Origin of the sequence: Mesorhizobium carmichaelinearum (genome assembly GCF_900199455.1) — a bacterium.
Classification (GTDB): Bacteria; Pseudomonadota; Alphaproteobacteria; order Rhizobiales; family Rhizobiaceae; genus Mesorhizobium; species Mesorhizobium carmichaelinearum.
This window is the reverse complement of the sequence record NZ_FZQR01000025.1, coordinates 18,202-37,955: the sequence shown is the minus strand read 5'-3', so window position 1 is coordinate 37,955 and position 19,754 is coordinate 18,202. Positions and strand designations below refer to the sequence as shown.

Below are 19,754 nucleotides of genomic sequence, written 5' to 3'. Positions count from 1 at the left end.
TGGGCATCAAAACCGATATCCGACGAGAAGCATGCCCATGGGCTGGACCTTGTCGACAACAACAGGGCTGTCGGCAGCGTCACCCATGAGAATGCCGACCCCCGCCTGGCCGCGCACCATCCAGTTGCGATTGAGCATATATGTGGCGGAAATCGAAAAATCGGCGCGCTTCAACCCGGCGCCGGCATCATACTGGGCCAACCCCGAGCGAGCCGATTGCTCCGGCGTGACGCCAAAATAGGCCTGCATGTATTTTTCGTCGGCGAAGACGACCGATGCGCCGGCGCCGACCATCAATGATTGAGACAGAGGCTGGGTCACCTCGATGCCAAGCGTGCCTTCCAGGCCGTCGCTGCCGCCGATGGTCTTGTCCAGTTGCGCGAAGATTTCGGCCGGGCCGAACTTCATCGCCGCCTTGGCGCCGACGATCGCGCCCATGTCGACATCCCCCAGGCCGCGCAGACGATCGGCATCGTCTTCCTTGCGACCCATGTCGTAGCCAAGCCGCGCACTGAGTTCGAACGGTCCTTGTTCATAGACGGCGATGTTGGCGCCCGTCGGATCGATCGTCACCGTGTCGAGGAATGTCGCCGATATGAAAGGCACCGGCATGACCTTGAACTCGTTGCTGCCCTCATATTTGGGGACGATGATGGCGCCGCCGCCGAGGACGACATGCCAGTCCGCCAGTTTCTGTTCGAAGCGCCCGAAACGCGTGGGATCGGGCGGCGGGGTCAGATCCTCGGTGTCGACGGCAATGGCGTCCGCCGCCAGCACGATCTGCGAATGCGTTGAAAACAGGATTGCCATCGCCGCGAGCGAGGCCCGGCCGGCGAGGAGTCCAGAAACCATTTTGAACATGCATGCTCCAGAGCAGCGAGGCAGTAAGAGCCCCCGATGCTCGGACTATTTCAGGCGAAGATGGCTGCATGCGTGAAGTGATGTTAAGTTTTGTTGCGCAATCTTGGCCTGATCTTGGCTACTGCCGACGTGGCCGGTGCAGCGGCCCTTTGGCGCCGAAAGCCCTGCGCTGTAGGTGCCTTGAACGACCACGCGCTGGCAAAAACCGAGCCTATCCCGTCCACCCAAGGCCGGCCGAGATGCAATTGATCGATACGAGCAGAGCGTCGGTGGCCCGCTTTTGATCCGCTGTGCCGGTGTTTGTCCGAACTTCACGCAACAGGTCGACCTGCAGCCGGTGAATGTCATCCATCTGTCGCCGCAGATTGTCGAAGCGCCGCTTGAACATTGGAAAGCGCGCGGAGAGATCGCCTCCCGTGAGGTCACCAATCAGGCGCCGCGTCAGCTCGTATTCGGCAGCGATGCGGGCGTAGATCCGTCGGGCCGCATCGCTGTCGGACACCAGGCGGGCGTAAAGCTGAGCGATCTCCATGTCGGACTGGTAGAGCGTCTTTTCGGCCTCGTCGACGATCAGGCGGAAGAAGCGCGAATGCTCGAACATGCGCGCCAAAAGCTCGCGCCCGGCCTCGCCGCGCACCGCGACGAAGGAGCTGAGCGCGCTGCCGATGCCATACCAGCCGGTCAACAGATGACGGTTCTGGCTCCAGGCGAACACCCATGGAATGGCGCGCAGGTCGGCAATACCGCTGGCGCCGAAACGGCGCTCCGGCCGTGAACCCATTTTCAGGAGCGCCAGTTCCGCGACCGGGCTCGCCTGGTTGAAATAGTGGAGGAAGCCAGGCTCAGCCATCAGCCCAGCATAGGATGCCTGCGACATGCCTGCCAGCGCTTCCAGCGCTTCATTGAACTCGGGCGTTTCCTTCGCCTCGACATCACCGGGCGATCCGACACTGTGGGCCAGCACGCCGGCGGCGAGAATCTCGAGCTGGTTGAGGCCGGTGCCGCGATTGGCGAATTTCGACGATACGACCTCGCCCTGCTCGGTCACCCGCATGGTTCCAGCGACAGTGCCTTCGGGCTGCGCCGCGATCGCCCGGCCGGTCGGCGCGCCGCCACGGCTGACAGAGCCGCCGCGACCGTGGAAGAAACTGATCCTGACCTTGTGCTTGTGCCCGACGGCAGCGAGGCGCCTTTGCGCTTTTGCCAGTTCCCAATTGGAAGCGAGGAAACCGCCGTCCTTGTTGGAATCTGAATAGCCAAGCATGATTTCCTGGCGCGCGCCGAAATCTCGCACCGTCCGTCTCACCAGCGAAACACCGAGCAATCCATCCAGGATGCCAGGGGCGGCCTGTAGATCAGCGATGGTCTCGAACAATGGCACGATCCGCAGCCTGATTGTGCCGCCACCGGGCGCTGACAGTCCGCAATATTGCGCCAGCAGATAGACCGCGAGAAGATCGTCGGCTGAGCGGGTCATGCTGAGGACGAAAGAGCCGACAGCGTCGGCATCCAAGCTGGAAGTATGGTCGCGGATGACAGAAAATGTCGAAAGCAGTTCACCTGCTTCAGGTGAGAGCCGGCCTGCCTCGATCTCCAGCCGCTCGCCCTGGCTGACGGCCGCGCGAATGCGCGCCGACCATTGCTGCGTGCCAGCTGCGACCGGATCGGTGGGATTTGTCAGCGCAAACAACTCGGCCAGCACCCGGTTGACCACCGTGGAGTTCTGCCGGATGTCGAGCGAGACCGAACGGAAGCCGAAGCTTCCGACTTGCCAGAGCAGAGGCTGGACGAAACGCTTGGCTACCGCGCGTCCTCCGATCGCTTCGAGGACACAAGACAGGCCGTTCAGATCAGCACGAAACGCCTCTGCCGAGTGGTACGCCGCCGTAGCGCCGTTTCGCGTGGCCTCCAGCCGGGCAAGCAAGGCCGAAGCGAACTGGCGAAGCGGTTCGTCAGGGTTGCGGGCGGCGATCATCTGCGCCTGTCCGCTTTTATCAAGTGCGGTTTGCAGCGCCGGTTTGAAGCTGGCCGGCAGAGCGACGACATTCGAGCTGGCGCTGAGCACCGTCACCAGCCGCTGCACCTGCGTCAGATACCAGCCTATGGCGGTATCGCGGTATTCGGTCATGGCGTGGGCGGTGACCGCGGCCGTCACATTGGGATTGCCATCGCGATCGCCGCCGATCCACGAGGCATAGCGCATGAAGGAGGGAATTCTGATCGGCTCTCCCGGATAGTGACGCTCGAAGGCGCCTTGAAGCTTGCCATAGAGCTGCGGCGTTGCCTCGAAGATGACTTCGCGAAAGAAATGCAGCCCCCAGGCGATTTCGCGTTCGACAGTCGGGCGCTCAAGTCGCAACTCGCCCGTCATCCACAGAAGCTCGATCTCGCTTTCCAGATCGGCGATCAACAGGTCGCGTTCGCGCGGCGCCCAGCGCGGCTGATCGAGCTCGGTCAGCTTGCGATAGATACGGCGGTGGATCTCCAGCACCGTGACGCGTTTGGCCTCCGTTGGGTGCGCGGTCATGGTCGGGCCGACGCAAAGCTCATTGAGCGTCGCTTGGACTTCCTGCGCTGAGTGGCCATTGGCTGCCATCTGCGCGACAACGCTGGCGAAGGAGCCCGGCACTTCGTCGAAGCCCGCGCCTTGTTCGAGTTCGCGACGCGCCCGCATGGCAAGCAACTCGTCTGCAATCGCCAGCAACTGGAACCATACGCCGCTCGCCTGAAGTGCCGGGATGCGCTGCTCCGCGGCGAGGGAGACAAGCGACCTGCGTCCGGTCAGAACGGCGGCGATCTCGGGCTCACGCGCGCTTGCGACCTGCAGCAGCAGGCGCAACAAGAGGCTGCGCTCGTCCTCACGAAAGTTGATGCGTCTGCTCTGTTCCAACTGCTTTCCTGATCCGTCCGCATCGATTGCTGCTATTGCCGCGCCCCGAATCGAGGGCGGCGCCGGCTGCCGGGCGACCCGATCGGGGACCGGGTGACCCTCGAAGAAGGCGGTCGAGTTCACCACCACCTCCATGCCCATCGCCACCCGCGTTTCCTCGGTCGCACTGCCGAGATGCGGCAACAGCACGACGTCCTCCAGCGGCTTCAGTGCCGCTGGAACAGACTTCACGTCTTGCGCTATGCGGCCTTCGCCGGTCGGCCATCACGCCGCCTTCTTCATCCGCGCCAGCGTATCGGCCACGACCTCGCCGAAGGACGACGGCGTCGGCACGATGACGACGCCGGCCTCTTTCAGGATCTCGACCTTCTCCTGCGCCGACTCGCCGAAGGCCGAGATGATGGCGCCGGCGTGGCCCATGCGGCGGCCTTTCGGGGCGGAGAGGCCGGCAATGTAGGCGATCAGGGGCTTGCGCATGTTGTCGCGCGCCCAGATCGCGGCTTCGGCTTCCTGCGGTCCGCCGATCTCGCCGATCATCACCACGGCGTCGGTCTCGTCGTCCTGTTCGAACAGTTTCAGCATGTCCTTGAAGGAGGAGCCGTTGATCGGATCGCCGCCGATGCCGACGCTGGTCGACACGCCGATGCCGAGCGCCTTCATCTGTGAGGCGGCCTCGTAGCCGAGCGTGCCGGAGCGGCCGACGATGCCGACGCGGCCGGGCAGGTAGATGCTGCCCGGCATGATGCCCATCAGCGCCTGTCCCGGCGTGATGACGCCAGCGCAGTTCGGGCCGATCAGCCGCATGCGGTCTTCGTAGCGGTAGCGCAGCATGTAGCGTTTGACCTGCATCATATCCTGCGAGGGGATGCCGTCGGTGATGCAGACACAGAGTTTTATGCCGGCATCCGCCGCCTCCATGATCGAATCGGCGGCGAAGGGCGGCGGCACGAAGACGATGCTGGCCTCCGCGCGGGTCTCGCGCACCGCGCCCTTGACCGTGTTGAAGACGGGCAGGCCGAGATGCTTCTGGCCGCCCTTGCCGGGTGTGACGCCGCCGACAAGCTTGGCGCCATAGCGTTTCATGTCCTCGGCATGAAAGCTGCCGATCTTGCCGGTGAAACCCTGGACGATGACCCGGGTGCTGCGGTTGAGCAGAATTGCCATTTTTCGACCTCCCTCAGGCTGCTTTTTTCTTCTTGGCGGCCGCGCGCCAGGCGGCGACGGCTTTTTCGGCGGCTTCGGCCAGCGTGTCGGCAACGATCACCGCCTCGCCGGAATCGGCCAGGATGCGGCGGCCTTCCTCGGCTTTGGTGCCGGAGAGGCGCACCACCAGCGGCACGTTGACGCCGACTTCGCGTATCGCCTTGATCACGCCTTCGGCGACCCAGTCGCAGCGGTTGATGCCGGCAAAGATGTTGACCAGGATGGTCTCGACATTCTTGTCGCCGAGCACGGCGCGGAACGATTTTGCCACCCGCTCGGGCGAGGCGCCGCCGCCAATGTCGAGGAAGTTGGCCGGTTCGCCGCCAGCGATCTTGATCATGTCCATGGTCGCCATGGCGAGCCCTGCGCCGTTGATGATGCAGCCAATGTTGCCGTCGAGGCCGACATAGGAGAGGCCGCGGTCGCTGGCGAAGGTTTCGCGCGGGTCTTCCTGGCTCTTGTCGCGCAGTTCGGAAATTTCCGGGCGGCGGAACAACGCGTTCTCGTCGAACGACATCTTGGCATCGAGCGCGATCAAATTGCCGTCGCGCGTCACCACCAGCGGATTGATCTCCAGCATCGAGGCGTCGTAGTCGCGGAACACCTGGTAGCAGCTGAAGATGGTTTCGGTCGCCTTGCCGATCAGATTGTGGTCGAGGCCGAGGCCGAAGGCGATCTCGCGGGCCTGAAAGCGCTGCATGCCGACGCCGGGATCGACCGATGTGCGCAGGATGGAATTGGGTTCTTTCTCGACAATGTCCTCGATCTCCATGCCACCGGCGGCCGATGCCACGATCATGACGCGCTCTTCCTTGCGGTCGAGCACGAAGCCGACATAGAGCTCCTGCGCGATGTCGACAGCTTCCTCGAGATAAAGACGCGAAATCAGCTTGCCGCGCGGGCCAGTCTGCTGGGTCACCAGCTTGCGACCGAGCATGGCTTCGGCGGCGTTGGAGATTTCCTCGTCATTGGCGCACAGCTTGATGCCGCCGGCCTTGCCGCGGGCGCCGGAATGCACCTGCGCCTTCAAGACCCATTTGCTGCCGCCGATCTCGCGCGCCCGGTAGGTGGCCTGTTCGGGGCTGTAGGCCAGCCCGCCGCGCGGCACATGCACGCCGTGGCGGGCGAGCAGTTCCTTGGCCTGATATTCGTGGATGTCCATTGTTGTCCTCCCGTAACTTTCAATGCGTGGCGACGCGGATCTGGCCGGCGCGCTCGATGGCCTCGTTGACCACCAGAACATTGCGCGCCATGCGCTCCGACGCGGCGTCGATCATCTTGCCGTCGAGTGCGGCCGCTCCCTTGCCCTGCGCCTCGGCCTCCTTCAGCACTTCGAGAATGCGCCTGGCGCGCGTCACCTCTTTTTCCGGCGGCGAGAAGACGTCGTTGGCAAGCGCGATCTGCGAAGGGTGGATCGCCCATTTGCCTTCGATGCCGAGGGCGGCGGCGCGCCTGGCGCCGGCGATATAGCCCTCCGGATCGGAGAAATCGCCGAACGGCCCGTCAATGGCGCGCAGGCCGTAGGCGCGGCAGGCAACCGTCATGCGCGACAGCGCGAAATGCCACTGGTCGCCGGGATAATCGGGGTTGAGGCCGCCAATGTTGACGGTGCGCGCCTTGCAGCTTGCGGCATAGTCGGCGACGCCGAAATGCATGGCTTCCAGCCGGCCTGGCGTTGCGGCGATCGCCTCGACATTGGCCATGCCGAGCGCGGTCTCGATCAGCGCTTCGAGGCCGACACGGGTCTTGAAACCCTTGGCCATCTCGATCTGGTTGACCATGGCCTCGACCATATAGAGGTCGGCCGGCACGCCGACCTTGGGCACCAAAATGGTGTCCAGTCGGTCACCGGCCTGTTCCATGACGTCGACCACGTCGCGGTACATGTAGTGGGTGTCGAGGCCGTTGATGCGCACCGACACGGTCTTGCCCTTGGCGCGCCAGTCGATGTCGTTCAGCGCCTGGATGATGTTCTTGCGGGCGCGTTCCTTGTCGGGCGGCGCGACCGCGTCCTCGATGTCGAGGAAGACGAAGTCGGCGGCGCTGTTCGCCGCCTTGTCGATCATCTCCGGGCTGGAGCCGGGAACCGCCAGCTCGCTGCGCTGCAGCCGCAGTTTCTTCAAATGGTTGATGGTGTGGCTCATCGTCGGCTCCCCTCAGGCGGCTTCGGCGACCGGCACGGCGGCCGAGGCGCGGAAATGCTGGATGGCGGCGCCGACGCCGGAACCCGGCGCCAGCCTGACGCCACAATCGAGCAGCGCCATTTCGGCTGCGGACAGGGAGGAGAGCACCATCACCTCGTTCAGCCAGCCGAGATGGCCGATGCGGAAGACCTTGCCCATCACCTTGTTGAGACCGCCGCCGAGCGAGGTCTGGTAGGTGCGGTAGGCGCGCTTGACGACGTCGCCGCTGTCGATGCCTTCCGGCACCAGGATGGCGCTGACCGTGTCGGAGTGCCATTTCGGCGCCTTGGCACAGAGCTTCAGGCCCCAGGCGTCGACCGCCTTGCGCACGCCTTCGGCGAGGCGATGGTGGCGGGCGAAGATGTTCTCCAGTCCTTCCTCGGCGATCAGGTCGAGCGACGCGCGCAGGCCGCGCAGCAGCTGCGTCGCCGGCGTGTAGGGGAAATAGCCGGCATCGTTGGCGCGGGTCATGTCCTCGAAGGAGAAGAAGCAGCGCCTGTGGGTGGCGGTTCTGGACGCCACCAGCGCCTTCTTGCTCACCGAGAGGAAGCCGAGGCCGGCGGGCAGCATGAAACCCTTCTGCGAGCCGCTGACGGCGCAGTCGACGCCCCATTCTTCCTGGCGGAAATCGATCGAGCCGATCGACGACACGCCGTCGACGAAGAGCAGGGCAGGGTGGTTGGCGTCGTCGAGCGCGGCGCGGCAGCCGGCGACGTCGCTGGTCACGCCGGTCGCCGTCTCGTTCTGCGTGCAGAAGACGGCCTTGATGCGATGCGTCTTGTCAGCCTTGAGCCGTTCGGCATAGAGCTCGAGCGGCACGCCGGTACCCCATTCGCAGTCGATGACATCGACTTCGAGGCCGAGGCGCTCGGCCATGTCGACCCACAGATGCGAGAACTGGCCGAAGCGCGACATCAGCACGCGGTCGCCGGGGCTGAGCACATTGGTCATCGCCGCTTCCCAGGCGCCGGTGCCCGACGACGGGTATATGAAGACGCGGCCGGTCTCGTTCTTGAAAACCGCCTTGATGTCCTCGAACAGCGGCAAAGTGAGATCGGGGAAGGACGCGGCACGCATGTCCTCCATCGGCAGGTTCATCGCCTGCCGAACCTGTTCGGGAATGTTGGTCGGTCCGGGAATGAAAAGATGGGTGAAACCGGCCATGATGCGAACTCCTCCTGATCCAGCAAAGCGGTGGGGGGAGTTTCGTTTCGACGGCTAAAGCCAACAACACCTCAGCGGGTAACATCTCGCCGCGCGCGGGTGGGACGAGCCTACCCGGTCGGCCTACCCGAAAGGCTGCTTCTGGGTGCGCCGCTCCCGTGCATAGAGCGCGACGGCCATCGCCCGGTTGCGGACGTCGAGCTTGTCGTAGAGATTCTTGAGGTGGTACTTCACCGTATTCTCGGAAATGCCCGTCCGCGTGGCAATCTGCAGATTGGTCCAGCCGTCGGACAGCACCGCCAGCAGCTCGCGCTCACGCACGGTGAGCTGCGCGAGCGGCGTGTCGTTGACCTTGTTGATGTCGATATAGGGGATGCAGATGCGGCCATGCGCGACGGCCAGGATCGTATCGAAGATGATCGCCGGATCGTCGAACTGGAAACAGTAGCCCTGCGCGCCGAGCCGCACGCATTGCTTCAGGATGCCGATGTCATGGTCGTTGGAAAAGACGGTAATGCGCACGTCGAGCTTGCGGCTCTGGACCTCGGCCAGCACATCAGCGCCGTCCATGTCGGCGAGCTTCCAGCCGATGATTGCGACGTCGAACCCGCCCTTGACCGCCAGATCCAGGAATTGCTTGCCGCTTTGCACGGTGCTCAACAAGTCGAAGCGGCCGTCGCATTCCAGCATTTCGCGCAGCGCCGATATGACGAATGGATTGCGCTCGGCGACGACGATGCGCATGCGCCGGTCGCCAATTGCCTTGCTCGTTTTCCCGGGCTTGCTGTTCAAGGGCCGTTTTTGTCCTGGGCTGGTTGTGCCGCAACTCCGAGGTCAGGTTTCAGGCCTGGACCCGTATCATGACAATTCTGCCCCAACCGCGCTGGGGTGCTCTTTCCCCAGCGACATCGGCTGTCGCGCCGTCTGAAGCCGGGATTGGCTGGTTTTTGATGGGAGAGGCATTGCCGGGTCAGGCATCCGCGATACGTTCACCGGGGTGGCGTGGAACACGTGTTTCGTTTGATATTCCGTGCCTTAGAGCGATAAGTTCTCAAATCGAATCGCGCCTGCGCGCGAGATGCATCGGATTTCCGCGAAACCGATTTCCGCTTTAAGGTTCGATGCTCTAGACCTGAGACATAATTTTTCCGGGATGGCGGGAGGCGCTGGTGGAGGACAAGCAGACGATCTCCGCCAAGGCGGCTGACGACGCTCACGCTGACATCTATGGCGAGGACGGTGCCGTCCTTTCGTCCTTCCTTGCCCAGATCGGGGCTGCGATCGCCGACCGCGATACGCTGACGCTCAAGCATGAAGTCGACCATCTCCACCAGTCGGAACTTGGCGACCTGATCGAGGCGCTGCATCCTGAGCAGCGGCGGACCCTGGTCGAACTGCTGGGCGCCGATTTCGACTTCTCCGCGCTGACCGAGGTCGACGAGGCGATCCGCATGGAGATCGTCGATCATCTGCCCAATGCACAGATCGCGCAGGCGGTGCAGGAACTCGATTCCGATGACGCGGTCTACATTCTCGAAGACCTCGAAAAGGAAGACCAGGACGAGATCCTGTCGCAACTGCCGTTCACAGAACGGATCAGGCTGCGCCGCTCGCTCGACTATCCCGAAGAGACCGCCGGGCGGCGCATGCAGACGGAGTTCGTCGCGGTGCCGCCGTTCTGGACCATCGGCCACCATCGACTATATGCGCGAGGACAAGAACCTGCCTGAGCGCTTCAGCCAGATCTTCGTCATCGACCCGACCTTCAAATTGCTCGGCGCCATCGATCTCGACCAGATCCTGCGCACCAAGCGCACGGTCAAGGTTGGAGAGATCATGCACGAGACGCGGCACGCCATTCCGGCCACCATGGACCAGGAAGAAGCGGCGCGCGAATTCGAACAGTACGACCTCTTGTCGGCCGCCGTCGTCGACGAGAACGAGCAGCTGGTCGGCGTGCTGACCATCGACGATGTCGTCGACGTCATCCAGCAGGAGGCCGAGGAAGATCTGCTGCGCATGGGCGGCGTCGGTGACGAAGAACTTTCCGACAGCATTTTTTCGACCTCGCGCTCGCGCGTTCCCTGGCTGCTGATCAATCTGTTGACGGCATTCCTGGCGGCGTCGGTGATCAGCCTGTTCGACCGCACGATCGAGCACATCGTGGCGCTTGCGGTGCTGATGCCGATCGTCGCCGGCATGGGCGGCAATGCCGGTTCGCAGACCATGACCGTTACCGTGCGGGCGCTGGCGACCAAGGATATCGACATCTACAATGCCGGCCGCATCATCCGCCGCGAAATGGGCGTCGGCTTCATCAACGGCGTCGTCTTCGCTATCCTGATCGGCATTGTCGCGGCGGCCTGGTTCCACGATCGCAATCTGGGCGGCATCATCGCGGCGGCGATGATCATCAACATGTTTGTCGCCGCCTTGGCCGGCATCCTGATCCCGCTGCTGCTCGACCGGTTCAAGATCGATCCGGCGGTGGCTTCGGCGGTGTTCGTCACCACGGTCACCGATGTCGTCGGCTTTTTTGCCTTCCTTGGCCTCGCCACCTGGTGGTTCGGCGTTGCGTGAGTGGGTAGTGTCTCAGTTTGAAATTTGCCCGACGGTCAATCCGCGCCGCTGGCGTATCGAAAACTCTCTGGTCGATGGAAGACCTTTGCGAGAAGATGGACGTCGTTGCGCCGAAGCCGGGCAAACGCGGGCCTTACAAAAAACGATTGAAGGATAATGAACAACGAGAGTTTTGCTATCAGTGATGACTTTTCGAACGATTTGGAAGTTCGTTTGGGAAATAATGGTCTGCGGTTCGTCATCACTGATACGTTGCCTTGGACAGATGACGAGGCGATAGCTGCGCATCTCGAAAGCATATCGGCGAGAGCGGACTCCTACTTGCAGATTGCAACAAGCGATCAATTTCGCCAGAGATATCCAGAAACCCCGCCAGCCAAGGTTTCGATTGTGCTTCGATTCCGCTACGAGCCCGCTCCAACTGCGGAGCCGATTTTGTCTGCGACATCAAAGAGGCTCGCAACCGATGGCATACGCTTCCGTTACGGGATGGCTTCGGAATATCGGAGAGATCGTAGCGGCGGTGAAATTTCAAACTGAGACACTACCCGCGAGCGGCCTCAATTGACTTTTACGTAAATGCCGTGCGAGGCTCGCGCGGGGGCCATGTCGATTCCGGCAGGCAAGGGTTGGTTCGGGACGGGAGGCAGCGGCACGTGGCGTTGCCCGGGATTCCGGCATGGAGCGACAATGCGGGAATATTATTCGATCACCGAACTGACCCGCGAATTCGACGTGTCGACGCGGACGCTCCGCTTCTACGAGGATGAGGGGTTGGTGCAGCCGGTGCGGCGCGGCCGCACGCGGCTGTTTCGCCCATCCGACCGCCATCTCATCCGGCAGATCATGCGGGGAAAGCGGCTCGGCTTCTCGATCAACGAAATCCGCGAAATCATCCAGATGTACAAGGAGCCGCCCGGCGAGGTCGGTCAACTCAAGCTGATGATCAAGCGCATCGAGGAAAAGCGCGAGGATTTGAGGCAAAAGCGCCGCGACCTCGAGGAGACGCTGGCCGAACTCGACCAGGCCGAGGAATCCTGCGTCGAGCGGCTGGTCGAGCTCGGCGTCAACACCTGAGCGGCCAATGGCCGCTCAGGGCAAATCCATGCTTGCTACAGGCTGAGCGAGACAACCGAACAACCATAGGCCTCGAGTTCGATGGCGCCGGTAACCGGCCGGCCCGTCAAGAGGTCGGTACCCGCCGGCACGTTCGGCACGGTGATCGGGATTTCCCTGGTGTTCTGGACGAACATCAGCTGACGATCCTCGGCTTCGCGGATCGACACTTCCACTCCGTCAGGTAATTCGGGAAGCAGAGGCGCCACACCCGCCCTGGCCAGAACGACATCGGCGATGGCTTCGGCTAGCTCAGGCGTAAGGTAAGTGCCGACATAGACGACGCGGCCCTTGCCCAGTTGTCGGCTGGTGATCGCCGGCTGTCCCGCGCAAAAGCGGTCCGACCATGCGCCCAGCACCTCGGTGTCCGGCCCGACCTCGAGCAGTTCGTAGAGGTGGGCGGCCGCGAACTGCCTGTTGCCGAAGGTGAAGTGGTATTTGCGCTCAGTCGACGAGGCCGGCAGCGGCGATGGCGGTATATAGGCACCCGTCGAGGCTTGCCGGAACAAGGGAAACAGCCCCGTGCCACCCTCCGGAACGAGGCGGCCGAACTCGGTCACCTTGACGCCGCTCAGCGCCGAAAGACCACTCCCCGGTGCCTGCTCGCGAATGATGTGGTTGTTCTCGTCCCTTGTGCCGGTGAGCGCCGACAGGATCAGCGTGCCGCCGCCGCGCACAAAAGCCTCGACCGCGGCATTCCATTCCGGCTTCCACATCACCCAATGCGGAACATAGAGCGCCTTCAGCCGCGACAGGTCGTCCTCGGGATGGATGAAGCCGCAGGCTATACCGTTCCGATAGCAATGCCGGTGCAGCAGCGTGGCGTCGTCGAGCGGGCTCGGCAATCCCATCGCATAGGTCTTGTGCGCTTCCTGGTTGTCGAAATCGGCGCCGGCGATGCCGATATCCATGCGCACGACCGTGCCGAGAATCTGATCCTTGATGGCGGCGATCTCGTGGAAGAAGCGGCTCGCCTCGTCATAGCGGCGGCGCGGCACATCGTCATGATCGATGACGCCCATCCAGTAGATCTCGGCGCCGAAATGCGCCGGGCGCCAGCGGAAGAACATGATGCCGTCGGCGCCGCGCGCGACCGATGTCATCGCCATGCGGCGCATCTCGCCCGGCTCCGGTGTCATGGTCGAGAAGCCCGGCTGGCTGCCAAAGCCCGAGGCCTGTTCCGGCACGATGTAGTTGCCGGAATAGGCGCGGCAGATGTCGAGATGCAGCGCCTGCGTGGCCGCGTGGCCGCCGGTGCGCCGCATTTCGTCGTACAGCATCGGGTAGATGTCGAAGCCGATGAAATCGAGGTCCTGTCCGAACTGGCCGCGGAAATCGATGTCGGCGAGTTGGCCAAGATTGTGGAAGATGAACCAGTCCGGGTTGGTGGCGCGCAGGATCTCGATCTGGTCGTGCTGAAAAGCCGCCGTCGCCGCGGCCAGGAAGCGATGATAGTCCTGCACATGGCCGGGGCTCGGATAGGACGGCATCAGCGGCCGCGGCAGGTCGATCTGAGAGAAATTATCATAGGCCGTTGCCCAGAAATGGCCACCCCAGGCGAAGTTCAGCGCGTCGATCGCGCCGTATTTGTGCTGCAGGAATTTCTGGAACTCCAGCCGCGTCGCCGGCGCGAACGATTCGGAAACGGTGGTGTTGAGCTCGTTGTCGGTCTGCCAGCCGATGATGCGCGGATTGCCCTTGTAGTGCTCGGCCATGGCGCGCGTGATGCGGCGGCTGTGAGCCCGATACACCGGGCTGGTCGTGTCGGCGTGCTGGCGCGATCCGTGGCTTGTCGGGCGGCCGTTGACGTCGACCCGCGACACTTCGGGATAGTTGGCACTCAGCCAGCGCGGCGGCGTCGCCGTCGGCGTGCATAGGATCGTATCGATCCCGGCGCTGCCCAGGACATCGATTGCACGGTCGAAAAGGCCGAAGTCGAATTTTCCCTCATAGGGTTCGAAAATATGCCAGGCGAACTCGCCCATCCGGACCGTGTTGACGCCGGCAGCAGCCATGCGTTCGGCGTCGCGCCGCCAGCTGCTTTCGTCGACATGTTCGGGATAGTGCGGCGCTCCCAGCAGGAAGCGGTCGAGGTTGAGGGGGCGCCAAACCGAAAGCGGGGCGGGCTTTTTGCGCTGCATGCGGATGATACTCTTGGATTTGAAGGTCAGGTTGCGGGGACGGGTTTTCGCGGCGTCAGCGTGCGGCCATCGGGTCCGAACAGATAGGCGTCGGCGGTCTCGAAACCGGCGGTCAGCTGGGCGCCGATATTGATCGGGGACACCTTGTTGAGCTGGACCGTGAAATTGCCCGTGCCGCTGTCCGAATTGGTCGCCTGCAGGGGAGAGGCGTCGAGGTAGAGGACCGTCTCCCGCCCCAAATGTTCGACCAGCCGCACCTGACCCGGGAACGATGCCTGGCCTGGGTTTGCCCGTTCGAGGACGCGCAGATGTTCCGGCCGGATTCCGACAGTCACCGCGTCTCCAGGTGAAACGCCACCCGCATCGATGCCGCCGAAGGCGAGTGCCGGTATTCCGGTCGCGGTCAGCGTGACCCCGGCCGCGTTGACGGTTTCTATCTGCGCTTCGATGAAGTTCATGCGCGGCGCGCCGAGAAAGCCGGCGACGAAGATGTTTGCCGGATTGGCGTAGAGTTCGAGAGGCGAGCCGACCTGCTCGACCCGCCCCTTGTTCAACACCACGATCCGGTCGGCCATGGTCATAGCCTCGATCTGGTCGTGGGTGACGTAGACCATGGTGGATCCGAGCTGGGCATGAAGGCCTGAAAGCTCCACCCGCATCTGCGTGCGCAGCGCCGCATCGAGGTTCGACAGCGGTTCGTCGAACAAAAACACCTCCGGCGAACGCGTGATGGCGCGGCCGATCGCGACACGCTGGCGCTGCCCGCCCGACAATTGCTTCGGGCGCTTGTCGAGCTGTTCCTCGAGGCGCAGGATCTGCGCGGCGCGTTTGACGGCGGCATCGATCTCCGCCTTCGGCCGGTTCGCCATCCGCAAGCCGAAGCCCATATTCTCGGCGACGGTCATGTGCGGATAGAGCGCGTAGGACTGGAACACCATGGCGATGCCGCGGTCGCCGGGCTCTTCCTTGGTGACGTCACGCCCGTTGATGACGACCTGGCCAGAATTGATGGTCTCGAGCCCGGCGATCGTCTTCAGCAAGGTCGACTTTCCGCAGCCGGACGGTCCGACCATGACGACGAATTCGCCCTTTTCGATCGTCAAGTCGATCGCCTTCAGGGCGTGATAGCCGGCATAGTGCTTGTCGACCTTGCGCAATTCCACGCTGCTCATGACGAGGCGCCTTTCCGTGTTTGCCGGTTGCGTCCGTTTGGTCCGGCCTGAATTCCGCGAACAGAAATCATCCTTTGACCGCCCCCATGGTGAGGCCGCTGATGAAGTGCTTCTGCATCAGGAAGAACATGACGACCGGGGGCAGGGCGACGAAGATCGTTGCCGCCGACACGATGTTCCAGGCCGACGTCCATTCACCGCGCAGATTGTTCAGCCCGGCGGTGACGGGTTTGACCGCATCGCTCTGGGTGAGCACGATCGCCCAGAAATAGTCGTTCCAGATGAAGGTGAAGGTGAGGATGGCGAGCGCCGCCAGCGCCGGCCGCACCAGGGGGACCACGACATGGCGCAGGATCTGGGCAGGGGATGCACCTTCGGCGCGGGCGGCCTGGAACAATTCACCCGGCAGCGCGGCGATGAAGTTGCGCATGAACAGCGTCGCAAAGCCGGTCTGAAAGGCGATGTGGAATACGATCAACGCATAGATCGTGTCGTAGAGGCCGAGCCTGACCATCAGGTCCCGCACCGGGATCATCATCACCTGGGCCGGCAGGAAATTGCCACCGACGAACAACGCAAAAATGAGATTTGAGCCGCGGAACGGATAGCGCGACAAAACGAAGCCGGTCAGTGTCGACAGGATCAGCACGCCGATCACCGAGGGAATGGTGATCAGCAGGCTGTTGAGAAAGAAACGCAGCATCGCGGTCTGCTCGAAGACCGCCGTGTAGTTTTCGATCAAGCTGAATTTCTGCGGCCAGCCCCAGTAATTGCCCGCCATCAGCTCCTCGTTGGAGCGGATCGACGTCAGCATGACGGCAAGCAGCGGCAGCAGCCACAGCGCGACGACCAGGGTCACGCCGCCGACATAGAGCGCGCGCTGGATTTTCGCATCTTCGGGGATCGGGCGCGGATACATCAGGCATTGCTCCGTTCGGCCTTGATGAGGCCGTGCAGGTACCAGGCGATGAAGCTGATCATGATCACGAAGAGAACCGTGGCGATCGCCGCGCCGTAGCCGAAGCGGTAGGAAAAGATCGATTCCTCGTACATCTGATAGGCGAGCACCGTTGACGAGCCGTAGGGACCGCCGGTGGTCATGACCGCGACCATGTCGAAGGAGCGCAGCGCGCCGATCACCGTCACGGCGATGGCAATGAACCCGACCTGCGACAGCTGCGGCAGGACGACATGGCGCAGCATGCGCCAGCCGCGCGCGCCGTCGACGCGCCCGGCGCCGATCAGGTCCTCATTGAGGTTGTTCAGCCCGGCCAGGAACAGCACCATGCAGAAGGCGATCTGCGGCCAGAGGGCCGCGGCGGCGACCGCGAAAGTGGCGAAATTCTCGTCGGAAAGCAGCGCCGGCGCGGTGCCGCCGAACAGGCCGAAGATCAATTGCAGCAATCCGTAGGTTGGATCATAGACCCAGCCGAAAACGACGCCCACGGTCACCGTCGCCAGCACCAAAGGGACGAAGAACAGCGACTTCAAAATGCGCATGCCGCCGATCTGCTGGTTGACGATCAGCGCCAGCGCCAGGCCGATCGGCGGCGCCAGCATGAAGATCAGCAGCCAGATGACGTTGTTCTTGAGCGAGACGTAGAATTGCGGGTCGTCGGCCAGCTCTGCATAGTTGGCGAGGCCGACCCAGGTCTTGGCGCCGATGCCGTCCCATTCGTGCAGCGAGATCCAGACCGTCTCGACGGAGGCGGCAAGGATAACCAGGCTGAACAGGATGAGGCCCGGCGCCAGGAACAAGGCCGGCGTCAACCAGTGACGATTTCTGCGCCAGAAGCCGGGCATTGGCATTCATCCAAAAAAGAGGACGGAACCGCCGGGGAGAGCCGTCGGTCCGTCAGGTCCGGGAGGACTAACCGAAGATTCTCTTGCGGGTCTTTTCCAGCCGCTCGAGGATCTGATCGCGCCGTTCGGGCTTGACCATGAATTCCTGGAGCCCCGTCATGCCTTCCTGGGCCATGTCCGGATCGGTGTCGCGGTCGTAATATTGCGACGTGCCAACCACCTTCTTCAGCTCCTCGACGGCGGCGTTGACCAGCGGATCCTTGCTGGGCGGGCAGTCGTTGCGCGGCGGGATGGCTCCCTCGGCGGCGAGGAAGGCGCCCAGATTCTCCGGCCTGTAGAAATAGGCAAGGAAGTCGCGCGCGCCCTGCTTGTTCTTGGCATTGGCCGGGACATGGATGGAGTTGACCGAGAAATCCTCGTACCTGGCGACCCCGGGGATAACCTCAGGGAAGGGGGCGTAGGCGAGCTGCGGTATGTCCGCCTCCGGGAAGGCTGACCTGACGAAGCCGCCGAGGTCCATCATGGCGGCCTTCTTTTGCGCCAGCGCCGCACCGGCCTGCTCCCAACCGAAGGAACTGTGGTTGGGCGAGAAGAAACCCGCCTTGATCAGATCGCGCCATTTGTCGAAGACCGGGGTCAGCATCGGATCGGTGTACTGGACCTTGCCGTCCATCAGCGCGATGTGCTTGTCGAGGCCGTTGATGCGCAGGTTCATATGGTCGAACCAGCCGCCCGCCGGCCACAATTCCTTGGTGCCCATGCTCATCGGAATCATGCTTGCGGATTTGGCGGCCTCGCCAAAGGCGAGAAAGTCGGTCCAGGTTTTCGGCGGCGTCCAATTGTGTTCGGCGAAGACGTCCTTGCGGTAGAACAGGCCCCAAAGCAGACCGCCCATCGGCAGGCCATACTGCTTGTCGCCGACAGTGACGGCACTTGTCGTGGCGCCGAGCACGTTCTTGTAGTTCTCGCGGGCGAACAGATCGGAGATGTCGTCGAACAGGCCCTTGTTGACAAAGGCCTTCATGCGGTTGCCGGAGAACCAGAAGCAGATGTCGGGGGCGCCGACGACGAGATAGCTGCGGATCGCGGTCTTGTGGGCCTCGTGATCCATGTTGTTGATGGTGATCTTGGCGCCGGATTTCGCCTCGTATTCGGTCGCCAGCCTGTGCAGGATGTCAGGTTGCCCCGCATTGCTGAGATTGGAAATGATGGTGATTTCCTGCCCCTGCGCCAGGGCCGGCAAGCAAAGCCCTCCGCTGGCCGATGCCGCGAGGGCCGCGCCCGTGCCCTGCAGGAAACGACGCCTTGTGGTGGACAGAGTTGTAGCGGTGATGGCCATGGCTTTTATCTCCTCCCTGAGAACAGCCGGATTCCAATTGAACCGAGGCAAGTCGTAGCGTATGCAGGGGAAGCCGGTCAATACTTAATTTACAAAATTAATAATGAGGTAGGAATGAAACTCAAGGGCGACCAGCAGACGTCGCGTTCGATCAACCGTCGACTGATCCTCAACCTGCTGCGCCGGGAAGGGGCGATCAGCCGCGCCGAGATCGCCGCGATCACCGGATTGAGCCCGGCGGCGGTGACCTTCGTCGTCACCGACCTGTTGAACGAGAACATCCTGGTCGAGGGAGAAGCCAGCGTTGGAGCGCCGGGGCGGCGGCCCATCCCGATCAACATCAATTATGCGGGCCGCCTTGTTGTCGGGTTCAAGCTGATGGTGGGCGCGGTCGATTGTGTTCTGACCGACCTCGCCACGACGCCCCTTGTCTCCAAGCGGGTCATGGTGCCTGATCAATCGCCGCAAACCACGGTGACTGCCTGTGCCGCCGCCGTCAGCCAGCTGCTTGCGGATCCAGCGGCGCCAACGGGGGCGCAGCTCAGCGGAATCGGCATCGCCGTGCCTGGGGTCATCGACAATGGCGTCTGCCGGCTCAGCCACCGCTTCGGCTGGACCGACGTCCCGATTGCGGCCATGCTCGCCGACCTCGTGAACGTACCCGTCTGGGCCGACGACGACACCAACGCTTTCGCGCTCGCACAGCAATTGTTCGGCCTTGGCCGGCATCATCGCACGGTCGGCGCGCTGGCCATCGGCGCCGGCATCAGCTGTGCTGTTGTGATCGACGGTTCGGTTCATCACGGCGCGAACGGCGCCGCGGGCAAGCTGGGGCACTCCATCTACGATCCGAACGGGCCGCAATGCGAGTGCGGCCGCCGCGGCTGCCTTCAGACTTTCTTTTCCGAGCCGGCCTTGGTGAAAAGGTGGCGAGAGGCGAAGGGTCTCTCAGGCGACGTCGACCGCTACGACATGCTCGAAGCGGCTAAGGCCGGTGACGAGACAGCTCTGAACCTGCTGCGCGAAGCAGGCGAAGGTATCGGCAGGTTTTTGGGCGGTTTCTGCAACATCATCGATCCGGAAGTGATTGTCGGCGGCGGCGAAGCGGTCAGCTTCGGCGACTATCTCTTCGGGCCTATGCGTGACGCGCTGGCGCGATATGCCATGTGGAGCCCGCCGCCGATCACGCCGGACTGGGCGGACGATTCCTGGGCCCGGGGTGCGGCCGCGCTCGCTACCCAGCGGCTGTTCGATTTTGAAAGCAGGCCTGGAGAGATCGCGGCCGCATAGGCAAAGCTTCGG

15 protein-coding genes and 1 pseudogene are annotated in these 19,754 nt (G+C 63.0%); 4 read left to right on the top strand and 12 right to left on the bottom strand.

All coding sequences use genetic code 11. The annotated features are described in order from the left end of the window. Nucleotides 1-6: 6 nt before the first annotated feature. The 7 genes from CKW40_RS33825 to CKW40_RS33795 form a co-directional block, all read right to left on the bottom strand. A complete protein-coding gene (locus tag CKW40_RS33825; RefSeq protein WP_095204073.1) occupies nucleotides 7-861 on the bottom strand; it encodes a MipA/OmpV family protein in 855 nt (284 codons plus the stop codon). 211 nt (nucleotides 862-1,072) lie between these two features. Next, the gene (locus CKW40_RS33820) at nucleotides 1,073-3,982 is read right to left on the bottom strand and encodes a phosphoenolpyruvate carboxylase (protein WP_244571393.1); all 2,910 of its coding nucleotides are present in this window, start codon (nucleotides 3,980-3,982) and stop codon (nucleotides 1,073-1,075) included. A gap of 33 nt (nucleotides 3,983-4,015) precedes the next feature. Further along, nucleotides 4,016-4,915 carry a succinate--CoA ligase subunit alpha gene (gene sucD / locus CKW40_RS33815; RefSeq protein ID WP_095204072.1) on the bottom strand — a complete coding sequence of 300 codons (900 nt, stop codon included), beginning with the start codon at nucleotides 4,913-4,915 and terminating at the stop codon, nucleotides 4,016-4,018. 13 nt (nucleotides 4,916-4,928) lie between these two features. After that, a complete protein-coding gene (locus tag CKW40_RS33810; RefSeq protein WP_095204071.1) occupies nucleotides 4,929-6,116 on the bottom strand; it encodes a malate--CoA ligase subunit beta in 1,188 nt (395 codons plus the stop codon). A gap of 19 nt (nucleotides 6,117-6,135) precedes the next feature. Further along, nucleotides 6,136-7,098, bottom strand: coding sequence for an HpcH/HpaI aldolase/citrate lyase family protein (locus CKW40_RS33805; RefSeq protein WP_095204070.1), 963 nt, complete (start codon nucleotides 7,096-7,098; stop codon nucleotides 6,136-6,138). Between the two features lie 12 nt (nucleotides 7,099-7,110). Beyond that, the gene (locus tag CKW40_RS33800) at nucleotides 7,111-8,301 is read right to left on the bottom strand and encodes an aminotransferase class V-fold PLP-dependent enzyme (RefSeq protein WP_095204069.1); all 1,191 of its coding nucleotides are present in this window, start codon (nucleotides 8,299-8,301) and stop codon (nucleotides 7,111-7,113) included. Between the two features lie 123 nt (nucleotides 8,302-8,424). Continuing rightward, complete coding sequence (locus tag CKW40_RS33795) at nucleotides 8,425-9,045, bottom strand: LuxR C-terminal-related transcriptional regulator (RefSeq protein ID WP_095204068.1); 621 nt, start codon at nucleotides 9,043-9,045, stop codon at nucleotides 8,425-8,427. Nucleotides 9,046-9,470: 425 nt separating this feature from the next. Here CKW40_RS33795 and mgtE point away from each other — a divergent pair. The 3 genes and pseudogenes from mgtE to CKW40_RS33785 all read left to right on the top strand — a co-directional run bounded on the left by mgtE (nucleotide 9,471) and on the right by CKW40_RS33785 (nucleotide 11,958). Next, nucleotides 9,471-10,881 (top strand): annotated as a pseudogene (gene mgtE, locus CKW40_RS33790) (magnesium transporter). A 156-nt stretch (nucleotides 10,882-11,037) separates the two neighbouring features. Further along, nucleotides 11,038-11,421: a DUF6572 domain-containing protein gene (locus tag CKW40_RS43265; protein ID WP_143748417.1), complete on the top strand. Its 384-nt coding sequence runs from the start codon at nucleotides 11,038-11,040 to the stop codon at nucleotides 11,419-11,421. Nucleotides 11,422-11,571: 150 nt separating this feature from the next. Beyond that, nucleotides 11,572-11,958: a MerR family transcriptional regulator gene (locus tag CKW40_RS33785; RefSeq protein ID WP_006203215.1), complete on the top strand. Its 387-nt coding sequence runs from the start codon at nucleotides 11,572-11,574 to the stop codon at nucleotides 11,956-11,958. 35 nt (nucleotides 11,959-11,993) lie between these two features. Here CKW40_RS33785 and CKW40_RS33780 read toward each other — a convergent pair whose 3' ends face one another. From CKW40_RS33780 to CKW40_RS33760, 5 genes are all read right to left on the bottom strand, one after another. After that, nucleotides 11,994-14,138, bottom strand: a complete 2,145-nt coding sequence (locus CKW40_RS33780) for a beta-galactosidase (protein ID WP_095204067.1) — start codon at nucleotides 14,136-14,138, stop codon at nucleotides 11,994-11,996. A 26-nt stretch (nucleotides 14,139-14,164) separates the two neighbouring features. Next, the gene (locus tag CKW40_RS33775; RefSeq protein ID WP_095204066.1) at nucleotides 14,165-15,310 is read right to left on the bottom strand and encodes an ABC transporter ATP-binding protein; all 1,146 of its coding nucleotides are present in this window, start codon (nucleotides 15,308-15,310) and stop codon (nucleotides 14,165-14,167) included. A gap of 67 nt (nucleotides 15,311-15,377) precedes the next feature. Next, on the bottom strand, nucleotides 15,378-16,229 hold the full coding sequence (locus CKW40_RS33770; protein WP_095204065.1) for a carbohydrate ABC transporter permease: 852 nt from the start codon (nucleotides 16,227-16,229) through the stop codon (nucleotides 15,378-15,380). Next, a complete protein-coding gene (locus CKW40_RS33765) occupies nucleotides 16,229-17,113 on the bottom strand; it encodes a carbohydrate ABC transporter permease (protein ID WP_095204064.1) in 885 nt (294 codons plus the stop codon). Before CKW40_RS33765 ends, CKW40_RS33770 begins: the two co-directional genes overlap by 1 nt. A gap of 67 nt (nucleotides 17,114-17,180) precedes the next feature. Further along, entirely contained in the window at nucleotides 17,181-18,452 is a 1,272-nt protein-coding gene (locus CKW40_RS33760) for an ABC transporter substrate-binding protein (RefSeq protein WP_095204063.1), read from the bottom strand. Nucleotides 18,453-18,566: 114 nt separating this feature from the next. Here CKW40_RS33760 and CKW40_RS33755 point away from each other — a divergent pair, with 114 nt between their 5' ends. After that, entirely contained in the window at nucleotides 18,567-19,742 is a 1,176-nt protein-coding gene (locus tag CKW40_RS33755) for an ROK family protein (protein WP_095204062.1), read from the top strand. The last annotated feature ends 12 nt before the right edge of the window (nucleotides 19,743-19,754 follow it).

Excerpts from the sequence above, each read along its gene's own strand:
- CKW40_RS33825 (WP_095204073.1), bottom strand. The coding sequence starts at position 861 with ATGTTCAAAATGGTTTCTGGACTCCTCGCCGGCCGGGCCTCGCTCGCG.
- sucD (WP_095204072.1), bottom strand. The coding sequence starts at position 4,915 with ATGGCAATTCTGCTCAACCGCAGCACCCGGGTCATCGTCCAGGGTTTC.
- CKW40_RS33810 (WP_095204071.1), bottom strand. The coding sequence starts at position 6,116 with ATGGACATCCACGAATATCAGGCCAAGGAACTGCTCGCCCGCCACGGC.
- CKW40_RS33805 (WP_095204070.1), bottom strand. The coding sequence starts at position 7,098 with ATGAGCCACACCATCAACCATTTGAAGAAACTGCGGCTGCAGCGCAGC.
- CKW40_RS33800 (WP_095204069.1), bottom strand. The coding sequence starts at position 8,301 with ATGGCCGGTTTCACCCATCTTTTCATTCCCGGACCGACCAACATTCCC.
- CKW40_RS33795 (WP_095204068.1), bottom strand. The coding sequence starts at position 9,045 with ATGCGCATCGTCGTCGCCGAGCGCAATCCATTCGTCATATCGGCGCTG.
- CKW40_RS43265 (WP_143748417.1), top strand. The coding sequence starts at position 11,038 with ATGAACAACGAGAGTTTTGCTATCAGTGATGACTTTTCGAACGATTTG.
- CKW40_RS33785 (WP_006203215.1), top strand. The coding sequence starts at position 11,572 with ATGCGGGAATATTATTCGATCACCGAACTGACCCGCGAATTCGACGTG.
- CKW40_RS33780 (WP_095204067.1), bottom strand. The coding sequence starts at position 14,138 with ATGCAGCGCAAAAAGCCCGCCCCGCTTTCGGTTTGGCGCCCCCTCAAC.
- CKW40_RS33775 (WP_095204066.1), bottom strand. The coding sequence starts at position 15,310 with ATGAGCAGCGTGGAATTGCGCAAGGTCGACAAGCACTATGCCGGCTAT.
- CKW40_RS33770 (WP_095204065.1), bottom strand. The coding sequence starts at position 16,229 with ATGTATCCGCGCCCGATCCCCGAAGATGCGAAAATCCAGCGCGCGCTC.
- CKW40_RS33765 (WP_095204064.1), bottom strand. The coding sequence starts at position 17,113 with ATGCCCGGCTTCTGGCGCAGAAATCGTCACTGGTTGACGCCGGCCTTG.
- CKW40_RS33760 (WP_095204063.1), bottom strand. The coding sequence starts at position 18,452 with ATGGCCATCACCGCTACAACTCTGTCCACCACAAGGCGTCGTTTCCTG.
- CKW40_RS33755 (WP_095204062.1), top strand. The coding sequence starts at position 18,567 with ATGAAACTCAAGGGCGACCAGCAGACGTCGCGTTCGATCAACCGTCGA.